13 protein-coding genes are annotated in these 12,748 nt (G+C 55.6%); 11 read left to right on the top strand and 2 right to left on the bottom strand.

Going from position 1 to position 12,748, the window contains the following annotated elements; translation table 11 throughout:
* The first annotated feature begins 8 nt into the window (after positions 1–8).
* The 6 genes from FHS19_RS22855 to FHS19_RS22880 all read left to right on the top strand — a co-directional run bounded on the left by FHS19_RS22855 (position 9) and on the right by FHS19_RS22880 (position 6,167).
* A complete protein-coding gene (locus FHS19_RS22855; protein WP_183584129.1) occupies positions 9–971 on the top strand; it encodes an ABC transporter permease in 963 nt (320 codons plus the stop codon).
* Positions 972–983: 12 nt separating this feature from the next.
* Positions 984–1,883, top strand: coding sequence for a carbohydrate ABC transporter permease (locus tag FHS19_RS22860; RefSeq protein ID WP_089549307.1), 900 nt, complete (start codon positions 984–986; stop codon positions 1,881–1,883).
* A 13-nt stretch (positions 1,884–1,896) separates the two neighbouring features.
* Positions 1,897–3,570 (top strand): ABC transporter substrate-binding protein, encoded by a 1,674-nt coding sequence (locus FHS19_RS22865; RefSeq protein ID WP_183584130.1) that lies wholly within the window; start codon positions 1,897–1,899, stop codon positions 3,568–3,570.
* Between the two features lie 16 nt (positions 3,571–3,586).
* A complete protein-coding gene (locus FHS19_RS22870) occupies positions 3,587–4,960 on the top strand; it encodes an alpha-L-fucosidase (protein WP_183584131.1) in 1,374 nt (457 codons plus the stop codon).
* A gap of 296 nt (positions 4,961–5,256) precedes the next feature.
* A complete protein-coding gene (locus FHS19_RS22875) occupies positions 5,257–5,571 on the top strand; it encodes an ArsR/SmtB family transcription factor (RefSeq protein WP_183584132.1) in 315 nt (104 codons plus the stop codon).
* Positions 5,572–5,687: 116 nt separating this feature from the next.
* Entirely contained in the window at positions 5,688–6,167 is a 480-nt protein-coding gene (locus FHS19_RS22880) for an SRPBCC family protein (protein ID WP_183584556.1), read from the top strand.
* A 267-nt stretch (positions 6,168–6,434) separates the two neighbouring features.
* On the opposite strand, the gene FHS19_RS22885 is transcribed toward FHS19_RS22880, so the two are convergent.
* Positions 6,435–7,313 carry an AraC family transcriptional regulator gene (locus tag FHS19_RS22885; protein ID WP_183584133.1) on the bottom strand — a complete coding sequence of 293 codons (879 nt, stop codon included), beginning with the start codon at positions 7,311–7,313 and terminating at the stop codon, positions 6,435–6,437.
* 323 nt (positions 7,314–7,636) lie between these two features.
* Here FHS19_RS22885 and FHS19_RS22890 point away from each other — a divergent pair, with 323 nt between their 5' ends.
* Positions 7,637–8,935: an alpha-glucosidase/alpha-galactosidase gene (locus FHS19_RS22890; RefSeq protein WP_076173052.1), complete on the top strand. Its 1,299-nt coding sequence runs from the start codon at positions 7,637–7,639 to the stop codon at positions 8,933–8,935.
* 143 nt (positions 8,936–9,078) lie between these two features.
* Here the strand turns inward: FHS19_RS22890 and FHS19_RS22895 are convergent, their stop codons facing one another.
* Complete coding sequence (locus FHS19_RS22895) at positions 9,079–9,246, bottom strand: hypothetical protein (RefSeq protein WP_183584134.1); 168 nt, start codon at positions 9,244–9,246, stop codon at positions 9,079–9,081.
* Between the two features lie 417 nt (positions 9,247–9,663).
* Here FHS19_RS22895 and FHS19_RS22900 point away from each other — a divergent pair, with 417 nt between their 5' ends.
* From FHS19_RS22900 to FHS19_RS22915, 4 genes are all read left to right on the top strand, one after another.
* Positions 9,664–10,527 carry an SGNH/GDSL hydrolase family protein gene (locus FHS19_RS22900; RefSeq protein WP_183584135.1) on the top strand — a complete coding sequence of 288 codons (864 nt, stop codon included), beginning with the start codon at positions 9,664–9,666 and terminating at the stop codon, positions 10,525–10,527.
* Positions 10,528–10,666: 139 nt separating this feature from the next.
* The gene (locus FHS19_RS22905; protein ID WP_183584136.1) at positions 10,667–10,903 is read left to right on the top strand and encodes a phospholipase D-like domain-containing protein; all 237 of its coding nucleotides are present in this window, start codon (positions 10,667–10,669) and stop codon (positions 10,901–10,903) included.
* Between the two features lie 235 nt (positions 10,904–11,138).
* Positions 11,139–11,525, top strand: a complete 387-nt coding sequence (locus FHS19_RS35040) for an inositol monophosphatase family protein (RefSeq protein WP_281382583.1) — start codon at positions 11,139–11,141, stop codon at positions 11,523–11,525.
* 187 nt (positions 11,526–11,712) lie between these two features.
* Positions 11,713–12,621 (top strand): phosphotransferase family protein, encoded by a 909-nt coding sequence (locus FHS19_RS22915; protein WP_183584137.1) that lies wholly within the window; start codon positions 11,713–11,715, stop codon positions 12,619–12,621.
* Positions 12,622–12,748: the final 127 nt, after the last annotated feature.

Raw genomic sequence — 12,748 nt, forward strand, 5'->3', positions numbered from 1 at the left:
AAAATGAAATGAGCATGTCGGTGACCGGGCGAAAGACAAGGGCAGCGCGCAGGACGGAAAGGAGACCTGCCATAAAGAAGCTGATCCACAGCTGGCAGTTATACGTGCTGATGGCGCTGCCGCTCCTGTATTTGATCATTTTCAAGTACGTACCCATGTATGGCGCCCAAATCGCTTTCAAGAACTTTATTGTGACCAAAGGAATTTGGGGAAGCGAGTGGGTCGGGCTGAAGCACTTTGAGCGCTTTGTCCATTCGTACGACTTTTGGAGGATTTTGAAAAATACCCTGATCCTCAGCTTTTACAACCTGGCTGCGAGCTTTCCGTTTCCCATTCTGCTGGCGCTTGGCCTCAACTATTTGCGGGGGCGGGTATTCAAGCGGGCGGTGCAGATGGTCACGTACGCCCCGCATTTCATCTCGATCGTCGTCATCGTCGGGATTATCCGGGAGCTGCTCGACCCGAGAACGGGAATCGTCAACAAGCTCCTCGGCTTTATCGGTGTGGGGCCGATCAATTTTATGGGCGAGATTTCGATGTTCTCTTCCATTTATGTCTGGTCGGACGTCTGGCAGCATGCGGGCTTTAACTGCATCATTTTTATTGCGGCGCTTGCCGCAATCGACCCTGCCCTGCATGAAGCGGCCGTAGTCGACGGGGCCAGCAAGCTGCGCCGGATGTGGCATATCGACTTGCCCGGCATCATGCCTATGGCGATCATCCTTCTGATCCTGAGCACCGGGCATGTGCTCGACGTCGGTTTCGAGAAGGTGCTCCTTCTCCAGAACCCTATTAACCTGAAGGCGTCCGAGATTATCGACACATTCGTGTACAAGGTCGGCCTGACCTCGCAGGTGGCGAATTACTCGTACTCGACCGCCATCGGTTTGTTCAAGTCGGTCATTAACCTGGTGCTGCTCATCGTGGTCAACAAGATCGCACAGCAGTCGAAGCAGGCAAGTCTGTGGTAAGGAGGGAAGCTCATGAACGGCACTTTGCGCAATGATTCCCGGGGGGACAAGGTGTTCTCGCTCGTGAACGGCGCCATTGTCACCCTGTTTTTTATCAGCGTGCTCTATCCGATCGTGTACATTGTCAGCGCGTCTTTCAGCGACTCCAATGCCGTCGTGTCCGGCAAGGTATGGCTGTGGCCGGTGCGTCCGACGCTGGAAGGCTATGCCGCTGTGTTCGACTACAAGATGGTATGGACCGGATTTAAAAACTCCGTCGTCTACACCGTGACAGGCACCGCCCTCAACGTCTTCCTGACGGTGCTGGCCGCTTATCCGCTGTCCCGTAAAGACCTGTACGGCAAAAACGTATTCATGATTCTATTCATGTTCACGACGATGTTTACGGGGGGACTGATCCCCAGCTATCTGCTGGTGCGGGAGCTCGGTATGCTCGATACGATCTGGTCCATGATCATTCCGGGAGCGCTGACCGTTTGGAATGTCATCATCGCCCGGACGTATTTTCAAATGTCCATACCGGACGAGCTGCTGGAGGCGGCACGGCTGGACGGATGCAACGATTTCCAGTTTCTGTGGAAGGTGGTCATCCGGCTGTCGGGACCCATCCTCGCCGTGATCACGCTGTATTATGCGTCGGCCAACTGGAACCAGTATTTCAACGCAATGATTTATTTGAAATCCCAGGACCACTACCCGCTGCAGCTCGTGCTTCGCGATATTCTGATCCAGAACGATGTCGACACGGCGATGCTGGCAGCCGATCCGCAGGATGCGGCCCGCAGGGAGGCGCTCAAAATTTTGCTGAAGTATTCCTTGATTGTGATTTCCATCTTTCCGCTTTTGGTCGTGTATCCTTTCGTTCAGAAATTTCTGGTGAAGGGCGTCATGATCGGCTCATTAAAGGGATAAGGAGATGATCGGTGTGAAAAGAAAGTTTCTGTCTTTGCTGCTCATGTCCGCTGTCATGATCGGCCTGCTCGGCGCATGCGGCAGCGGGGATTCGGGAGGCGCGCCGGCGGCGGAGCCGGGTGCCGGTGAAGCGGTGAGCGATGCGGGCGTGTTTCCGATCGTGAACGACAAACTGACGCTCAAGGTCATGATCGGCGCCAATCCGGCTGTCGAAGATTTCAACACGAACGAATTCACCAAATACTTCGAAGAAAAGACGAATATTCATGTGGAGTGGGAAATTGCAACGGCCGAAAAGCTCAACCTGGCGCTGGCGAGCGGCGACCTGCCAGACGTCATCATGAGCATGAACGTCACGCCGGAGCAGCAGGCGTTGTACGGAGAACAGGGGGTCATTCTTCCTCTGAACGATTACATTGAGAAATACGGCCTGAATACGAAAAAAATGTTTGAGGAAAGTCCGCTGGTCAAACCGACGATCACCTCGGCTGACGGGAACATTTACGCCCTGCCGGCTCCCAACGAATGCTACCACTGCTCCATGCGACAGAAGTTGTGGATCTACGAGCCGTGGCTGAAGGCGCTCAATCTGGAGATGCCGGCCACGATCGATGAATTTTATGAGGTGCTGAAGGCGTTTAAGACCCAGGACCCGAATAAAAACGGGAAGGCCGACGAAATCCCGTTCTCGGGAGCGCCGCAGACGACGCAAAATTCGACCCTGACGACGAGTGTGGAAAACTTCCTGATGAACTCATTCACATACGCGCCATATACACGGATGTATGTGAATGATGAGGGCAAAGTCGACGTTCCGTTCGTCAAGGACGGTTGGAAGGAAGGGCTGGCCTTCCTGCACAAGCTGTACGCCGAAGGCTTGATGGATCCGCAATCGCTGACCCGGGATCCCGCGCAGCTCGTTCAGCTGGGGGAAAATCCGGACTTGCCGATTTTGGGCGCCGCCTCCGGCCCTAATATGAGCGTGCTCACCCAGCTAAGCGGTGCGAGCGGCCGGTGGAAGGATTATGTCGCTGTACCTCCGCTGAAAGGCCCGGAAGGGATTCAGGTGACGCAGTACGATCCTTATCAGGTGGCCCCGGGGCAGTTCGTGATCACGAACAAGGCGAAAAATCCGGCGGCGGCCTTCCGCTTCGCGGACGCCCTGTACGACCGGGAAATGACGCTGCGCTCAACGATCGGAGAGCCGGATAAGGACTGGAGATGGGCCAAAGAAGGCGAAATCGGATTAAACGGCAAGCAGGCGGTCTATAAAGACATGTCCCAATTCGGGGTGACGCAGAACAAGCACTGGGCGCAGACCGGCATCGCCTACCGTCCGAATTCGCTGCGCCTCGGCGCCGTGGAGGACAAGGAAAACCCGCTGGAATCGATCCTGTACAACGAGACGAAGACCAAATATGAGCCCTATCGCGTCAAGGTCGAGACAGTGCTGCCGCCGCTCAATTTTACAGTGGACCAATCGCAGGAGCTGGCCGACCTGTCCAAGACGATCTTCGATTACACGAACGAAATGATGGCGCGCTTCATTATCGGCGACGCCGACATCAGCGCCCAGTGGGACGAGTACCTGTCGACGCTGAAGAGCATGGGGCTGGACCGATACCTGGAAATCTACCAGGAAGCGTACGATGCGCGCAAATCCGTGGCATCCGAGACCCAATCGTAAGGAGGGAACTTCGATCATGACCGCTATTCAATCGCACGCCTTTACCGTTCCGGACAAATGGAAGTGGTTTACCGAGAGCCGTTACGGGATGTTTATCCATTGGGGGCCTTACGCGCAGTACGGGCGCGGGGAACAGGTGCTGTTCCGTGAGCATTTGGACCACAAGGAGTATGCGGAGCAGGCCTGCGCATGGAACCCGAAGCATTACGATCCCGAATTGTGGGCCTATACGGCGAGAAAAGCCGGGTTTAAATATGCCTGCTTTACGACCCGGCACCACGACGGCTACTGCATGTGGGACAGCGCTTATACGGACTACTCCAGCGCCAAGCAGGCTCCGCAAAGGGATTTTGTCCGTGAATACACCGAGGCCTTCCGCAAGGAAGGGCTTCGGATCGGACTGTATTACTCGTGGATCGATTGGCGGCTGCCGGCGTATTTCGACGGTCCGGCCAAGGATCCGGTGGGGTGGGAGAAGGTCCGCGCCTATCTTCACGCCCAAGTCAAAGAGCTGCTGACGAACTACGGAAAGATCGACCACTTCTTCTTCGACGGGGTGTGGCCCCGGAATGCGGACGATCTGCAGAGTGTGAAGCTGGTGGAGGAAATGCGGGCACTGCAGCCGGATATTCTTATCAACAACCGGCTCGGTTATTCCGCCGCCCATGACGGGTATCGGGCCGACGGGGGCGTGGGTGCCGGCGATTCCGATACGCTCGGCGACTTCGGCACCCCGGAGCATGTGATCCATGCCGAGCAGAAGCGGCTGTGGGAGTCGTGTCAGGTGACGACATGGCGGCTCTGGAGCCATGTAATCGGCGAGCGGTGGCGTCCGGCGGACGTGCTGCTTGACATGCTGTGCGAAAGCGCCGAGAAAGGCGGCGGCCACGGGGGCAACCTCCTGCTCAACGTCGGCCCGACGGCGGACGGGCAGCTTCCGCCCGAATTCGTGGAGCGGGCGCTGGAGATCGGGCGCTGGCTGGAGGTGCACGGCGAGGCAGTGTACGGCACGGACGGAGGCTCCGTCACCGAGTTTATTACCCGCGGACGGCAGACGACCCGCGGCAACAACTTGTATTTGATCATCCGGTTCTGGGACGGCCGCCCGGACATGAGGCTGGCTGACTTGACCACCCGGGTGAAGGGCGTCAAGCTGTTGACCACGGGGCAGGAGCTCGCGTTCGAACAGAACGGCGATGAGCTGTGGATTCACGGGCTGCCGCTGGAGGCTCCGACACGGCTCTTCCCGGTGATCCGCGTGGAATGCGAAGGCAAGCCTGAGGCGAATCAATGGGGCAGGGAGCGGCTGTGGGAAGGCGATCCCGCCCGGGTAGCCGACTGGGCACGCTTGCGGGGGACGTCGGTATTCGCGGATGGGGCCGAGCGTTAACCAAGCCGTGCAGTAGACTCCCGCTTAAGATACGATTTGAATTCATCCGGTCGACCGCAGTGGAAGCCATTTCGGGAGCCGGCTTTGAGCTCTGCCGGATTTAACTGCAATGCAAACCCTGACCCTGTAACCTTTAGGGCCATCTCATACTAGGCAGCCGTGTGCTTTCCCTGGGAGCTTTTCTTCCTAGGCAGCATGTGCGGAGGCTTGGAGGGATGGCTCCTTTGTTGTGGCAGAACGATGTGGCATCATTATATTCCTTTACATTTATATAACTAATGGGTAATATAATAACCATGAACACGGACAAACTGTTTGAAGCGTTATCCGAACCGAACCGGCGGAGCATGCTGGAATACTTGCGTGTGCGGGACCGCTCTGTGGGGGAGCTTGTGGAGCTGTCGTCCCTAAGCCAGCCGGGGGTGTCCAAGCATTTGCGGATCCTGCGGGAAGCGGGGCTGGTGACCGTCCGCAGCGATGCCCAGAAGCGGATGTACAGCCTGAACGCGAAGCCGCTGGAGCAGCTTGACGATTGGCTCGGGCCCTACCGCAGGTACTGGTCCGGCAAGCTGGATGATCTGGAGCGCTTCCTCGATGAAGAAAAGCCCTGAGCCGGAAATACCTGCCGCAGGGGTAGGGGAAAATTTGAATTCGATTGGGTAACCTGACGGAATGATAAACTTTCAGAGGATGTGAAAAAGGAGGATCAGCCGTGAATTCCAATGAAATGGCCGTGGTTGAACAGGACGAACAGGGAACCCGGGTGCGGTTCGTGCGGCATTTGAAGCACCCGGTGGAGAAGGTATGGGTGGCGCTGACCGAGAACGACCAGCTGAAGCAGTGGTTTTCCGAGCTTCGCGTCGAAGATTTGCGCGAAGGCGGAGTCATCTCATTCGATATGCAGGACGGTACTTATGAAAAATTCAAAATTTTGGAGCTGAAGCCGCTGTCGGTCCTGGAATACACCTGGGCGGAGGACCGCGTCCGGTTTGAGCTGTATCCGGAGCCGCAGGGCTGCCGCCTCGTCCTGATCGAGACGATCGTCCAAGTCACCGATCATACGCCTAAGGACGTTGCCGGATGGGATGTCTGCCTGGACGTTATCGAGGCGCTGCTCGACGGCCGGACGATCGCTTCCCGGAAGGACATCTGGGAAGGGAAATATGCGCAATATTGCGAGCGGTTTGCGGAGCTGCGGCGGGGATAAGCCCTGAGCGGCCGGCAGCCGGGATGTACAGCAGGGAGCTTCCCCGGTCCGATGGGACCGGGGGCTTTTTTTGTGTGACGTTGGAACGGTCATCAGCTGGCGTTTCGGGCACCTCAAAGCGTACATTCGGCGGCGGGGAAGCCATAGCCTGCAAAAATGGAAAGCGGCGCTTATCATCGATCCCACGTGCTTACTGCGAATTTCGGATGGGCAGACACCGATGCAAGTAACGGAATCGGGCAAGTGAAGCTTCTATTTTTCCGATGGTTAAAACAATGTCTTTGCAGAATGATCTGCTCCCCAGCTGCCCGAGGAAATCTGCTGCTCCCGGTAGGATCGGGGCGAGCAGCCGATCGTTTTTTTGAACATTTTGGAGAACAGGAACGGGTCCGTGTAGCCGACCGAGCGGGACACGTCGCTTACCGACAGCTCCAGGTTGTGCAGCAGTATGGCGGCGCGTTTCATCCGGTACTCCAGCAGGAACGCCTGCAGCGACATGCCGAACTGGTCCTTGAACAGGCCGGACAGGTACGTCCGGTCCAGTCCGACGGAACGGGCGATGTCCTGAATGCTGATCTTCTGGCTGTAGCTGCTCTCGATATAGCCGACGGCCTTGCGGACGTAGGCTTCCTTCGAGGTGGTGGGCCTCGGCGCTTCGCCGTTGTTGCGGCAGTCCCGAATCAGCTCACCCAGCAGCCCGTAGAGGATGCCCTGGCTGAGCACGTCGCCGCCAGGCCCCTCCAACGCGGTGCGCAGCTGTCCGTAAAACTGCGGAAAGCCGCCGTCCAGCCCCGCCTCATAGACTGGATGGGACGCGTTCAAATGGGCGCGCTGCAGGAGCGTCTTAGCCAGCACCCCTTGAAATCCGATCCACGTATACGTCCACGGATCGGATTCGTCGGCCGTGTAATGCACCAGCATATCCGGCACGATCAGGAAGCCCTGCCCTGCGCCGAGCCGGTAGGTGGTGCCGCCGGTGGTGAAAGTCCCTGTGCCGCTGTGAACATAGTGCAGGATGTAGGCGTCCCGCAGCCCGGGCCCCCACGAATGGCTCGGCAGGCATTCCTCCATGCCGAAAAAGTGCAGGCAAAGATCCGTTTGGCCCTGCAAAGCGGGCATATAGTAGTCGACATTGATCCGGGTCATTTGCGCTCTGAGTCCCTCCTGTCTGTCTCGCAAAACCTTTTTAAGAGATCAGAAAGTATAAGTTTCGGATCTTCCGCTTCCTGATCTCGCAAGAAAAACTTCCGCTAAACGCGGTCTGTCTTCTGTGAAGGTACGTCGATAGACGTTTTTTTACATTATAACAGGTAAAACGGCTCAAAAACGAGATGAAAGCGAATTCTAAAATGGGATTATGACAGGTATTGCAGGGGTTGCTCCATGTTATTTCCAGGGCCGCGCCTATATATTTAGGTCATGCGACGGGCTTGAAGAGAGCCAACATTTACGGGAGGGATTGAATCCATATGGCCAAAATTACGTTTATCGGTGCAGGCAGTACGGTATTTGTAAAAAACGTGCTCGGAGACGTCATGTCGACCCCAGCGCTGCAGGGGTTTGAGCTTGCCCTTTTCGATATTGACATGGAGCGGCTGAACGATTCGGAACGGCTCCTGAACAGCATCAAGGAGACGCTGGGCAGCACCTGCCAAATCAAGGCGTACACAGACCGCAAAGAGGCGCTGCGCGGCGCCAAATATGTCATTAACGCGATTCAGGTGGGCGGGTACGACCCTTGTACGATCACTGATTTTGAGGTGCCGAAGAAATACGGCCTGCGGCAGACGATTGCCGACTCGCTGGGCATCGGCGGGATTTTCCGCAACCTGCGCACGATTCCGGTCATGCTGGACTTTGCGAAGGATATTCAGGAGGTATGTCCGGACGCTTGGTTCCTCAATTACACGAATCCGATGGCGGTGCTGACCAACGTCATGAACACCGTGGGCGGCGTGAAAACGGTCGGTCTGTGCCACAGCGTGCAGCACTGCGTATCCGACCTGTTCAGAACACTCGAAATGGATCCGACTGGCGTGGAATCCAAAATCGCGGGTATCAACCATATGGCCTGGCTGCTCGAGGTCAAGAAGGACGGGGTGGACCTGTACCCCGAAATCAAGCGCCGTGCCGCCGAGAAGCAGAAGGAGAAGCATCACGACATGGTACGCTTCGAGCTGATGCTGCGTTTCGGCTACTATGTCACGGAATCGTCCGAGCATAATGCCGAGTACCATCCATATTTCATCAAGCGCAATTATCCCGAACTCATCGAAAGATACAACATTCCGCTGGACGAATACCTCCGCCGCTGCGTCAACCAAATCAACGGATGGAAGGAAATGCGCGAGAAGCTGTTTGCCAGCGAAAGCATTGGGCACAGCCGTTCTAAGGAGTATGCATCCTACATCATGGAAGCGATGGAGACGAACCAGCCGTTCAAGATCGGCGGCAACGTCATGAACACCGGTCTGATCACGAACCTGCCGAAGGAAGCCTGCGTCGAAGTGCCTTGCCTGGTGGATGCATCCGGCGTGACTCCGACGTACGTGGGCGATCTGCCGCCGCAGCTGGCCGCGCTGAACCGCACGAACATCAACACGCAGCTGCTCACCGTGGAAGCGGCCGTTACCGGGAAAAAGGAGCACATCTACCATGCGGCCATGCTCGATCCGCACACGTCCGCGGAGCTGTCCATCGACGATATCGTGGCGCTGTGCGACGATCTCATCGAGGCGCACGGCAGCTGGCTGCCTGAATTTAAATAAATAAGGGCATCACTGTGATATGAAAAATGAACGGGCTTACCTCTCTCTGCTGCTTCGAGGCAGAGACGGGTAAGCCCGTTTTGCGTATTTCATGCGGCAGTCCGGTGGCGGACAGGCCGCTGTATTCCCGCCGATGTGGAGCATCAAAACAGCCATACCAACAGGATGATCACAGCTACAATGGCGAGACCGATCAGCAGATTGACCAGGCTCCAGAGAAACCCGCGGCCGGCTCCTTGATTTACCTTATCTTCGTGGCGCTTCTTGTGTACGTCGGGGTCATACTGTCCCGGAGGGTTGCGAAAATCCATAGCCATTCCCCTTTCGATTGGAGATGATCCCGCCTTTGTTAATGTCTGGTTCAGGTGACGGGACAAATATTCGGCATTTTTCTCTATCGGTTGTTATTTATTATAACGTTTCCGACTTCCCGTTTGTTGGAAGATTTCCTAGTGATTAGATCATATAGGCATTTACAGGCGCCTTTTGTTCTTTTGCAGTACATGGCGTCAAATAATCCAAATAACTTTCAATCATAGTTTTAAAAGGCATCCCGGTGATTAAGCCCGGCTAGACTGCAGGATCTGCAAGGAGCTTTTCTATCATCGCTATTTGATATGAATAATTGGCAGTTTATCGATCATAAAGTATCCTACTTCGAAAGTTTTGGGCTGCCTTCGATGCTCCTATCAATAATCGAAGAGCCTTTACGTAGAGGAGGATTCAGCTTGAAAAGAACCCGATTGTTTTTCGCCGGTAAAGGTACTATTCGCCCCATCGTACTATGTACTCTCATTCCCGTGATTCTGATCATGGCCGCTTGCGGTTATTACGTCTTGAACAAGACCGAGCCGGCCGCACGTGTTGTCGAAGCGGGAGGAGCAGCAGCTCAACCGGTGCAGCATACATATGCGTCCGACGATGAAAAAACGAATATGAAGATGAAAGAAAAGACGAAAGAAAAGATGAAAGAAAAGACGAATGAAAAGGCAGACAGGGAGCAGTCGATCGCACCAAACAACCCGGCGGACAAGCCGACTCAAACTGCTGAGAAAAAAGAGCCAACCGGGCGGCAAGCTGCTGCCGCAACCAAGACCACGGATTCGCTGCCTCTTTCCGGCAAAGGCGTTACCGCCATCGGTGATTCTGTCATGCTGGACGCTGCGCCTTTCCTGGAGAAGATGCTTCCCGGCATCGTCGTGGACGGCAAGGTCGGCCGGCAAATGCGTCAGGCCGGGGATGCCGTCGACCGGTTGAAGGCCCAGGGCCGGCTCGGCGACCGGGTTATTATTGAACTCGGCACCAACGGGTCTTTTAACAAGAAACAATTAAGATCCCTGCTGCAGTCGCTGGGCAAGGACAAGCGGGTCCTGTTGGTGAATACACGCGTTCCGCGGCAATGGGAGGATACCGTTAACAGAGATCTGGCGGAAGTTGCCAATGAATTCAGCAATGCTGCGATTGTAGACTGGTATTCAGCCAGCAAAGGCAAAGACGGCCTCTTTTCCCGGGATGGCGTCCATTTGAACCGCAGCGGTTCGGAATTTTACGCTTCCCTGCTTGTAAAGACCCTCATGTCATACAACGAATAATTTATGGGGCTGACGAGTTCGTCGTTCCGACCGATGTGATTACGGACGATCTGGTAAGCCGTAAACACAAATCAAGTCATAGGAAGACCGGTAGGGGGCGCTCTTTACCGGTCTTTTGATTTCCCATACGGTTGAATTCATGAAAATCATAGGATCGTGCGACGGCAGGACGGCCCTGATCGGCAGCTTCGGCAAATCACTGAAGCTGTCTGCGCTGGAGACGGACCACCCGTCGGTGATCGAGATGCTGAACAATGCGTTTTTCCACGATGTCATCGCCGACCGGATTGAGCAGGACTTTAGCGGAGAGCTGGAAGAGAAATACGGAAAACACTACGAGCGGATGATGGATCCGTATCGCGGGATGCTGGAATAGAAGGCGTCTCCCCTTTTTAGACTCACATTAGTAGTTTTCAATAATACGATTAAGCGAAATGGATTATTTACCAGAGGAGGTGGACGAAAGATGAAAACGAACTTGAATGCATCAGGGCTTTGCCTTCTGGTCGACCTCATTCTGCCTGATCGAGGAGGGGCAGCCGGTTTTTGCGGCAGTGTATGATGCGAACCGACGGGAGTTTTTTCATGCGATGCGGGGATAGGGCGCTTATCTGAACGGGGAACGGATTGCCGTGGCGCAGAAAACCAAACTTGCCGACGCTCTGCTGGTCACTGCCCCGCCGAACAAGGGGGAGAAGGGGCCCGAGAATGTCCGGCTGACCGCCTGGAGTACCGGGAAGCTCCTGCCGGAGACAACCGTGATCCGAATGCTCGGTTCGGTTGCGCTCCAGATGGCATATGTGGCCTGCGGGAGGATGGATGCGTATTGGGAGCACGGGCAGGAAGTTTATGACTGGATGGCCGGGGCCCTTCTGATTGAGGAGGCAGGCGGAATCGCGACCGATATGGACGGCGGGCCGTTTACATGGGGGGCATCCGGCGTTATTGCAGGAAGCCGGGAACTATGCAGTGGCATTACGGGGGTGCTGGGCTATTGATGATATAAAGCTATGTGGCTGTCATACCTTTTTGGTACTTGAAGCGGGGGAATATGGCTGGTAGACTCCTTGTAATCCTGTTTCATAAAGTCATCCGCAGCGATTTCCCGCAGTACCGGATTCACTCTCGGTAGAGGAGGTCCGGCTCTGAAACGATCGTTCTGCGGTTATTAAAGGAGGAAGCCCCGTGAACACAGATCTTTTTGGTGCAGTCCGCTTTATAAACAGCCGTTTTGGCAGCCGGGCTAAGGATATTGCCCCGGTGGGTGCCGGAGACTGGTCGACGGCTTACGCATTCACGCTTGACGGTCAGGACATGGTGATCCGGTTCGGCGGTCATGTGGAGGATTTTAAAAAGGATCAGGCCATGGGCGCCTCCGCCCCGCCAATGGTACCCGTTCCCGAGGTCACCCTGATCGGAGAGACATCTGAAGGTTTTTATGCCGTATCGAAGTGGGTCCGTGGAGGGCATTTGGATGAGCTTGAGGCTGGGGAAATGCGGCTGATCCTTCCGGGGCTGCTTGATGCGCTCTCGGGACTTCAGCAGATGGATACAGGAAGGATAAGCCATGGTAAAGAGTGGCGTCTTGGAGGCCGTCGTGCAAGCTGGAGTGAGGAGCTGCTGTCCGTGGCCGGACCGAGGGACCGGCTCCCCGGCTGGCGGGAGCGTCTGGATTCATTTCCCGCGGAGTCAAAAATATTTGATAGAGGCGTCGCGACTTTGCGGCGGCTCGCACCCTGTCTTCCAGGGTACAGAGGTATCGCTCACTGCGACCTTTTGAACCGGAATGTATTGGTAGACCGCAGCGGGTTGACCGGCATCATCGATTGGGGAAATGCCATTTACGGCGATCCCTTGTATGACATGGCCTGGCTTCTTTACTGGTGGCCTTGGTATCCACAGTGGCAGGAGATCGATCTGCAGCAGGTTCTGAAGCATTTCTGGGAACGGCAGGGTGGCTTTCCTTCTCAAATGGAGGAGCGGCTCCGCTGCTGCTTGCTCCACATCGGCCTTGACCACATTGCCTACTGCGCATTTAGGCAGCGCACGGAGGATATGCGGCGTAATGCCGTGCAGCTGTTGGATTACATATAAAAATATATTTTACAAATAATTGGAAATCAGGTAGGCTGATAGAGAAACTTGGCTGAACTCCGTGTGGACATATACGGCCGGCAGCTCAAGCGAAGGATACTATGAGGACAGCATCAAGCTGTTCTCG

The organism is Paenibacillus rhizosphaerae (assembly GCF_014192015.1).
GTDB classification, from domain to species: Bacteria; Bacillota; Bacilli; order Paenibacillales; family Paenibacillaceae; genus Paenibacillus_AQ; species Paenibacillus_AQ rhizosphaerae.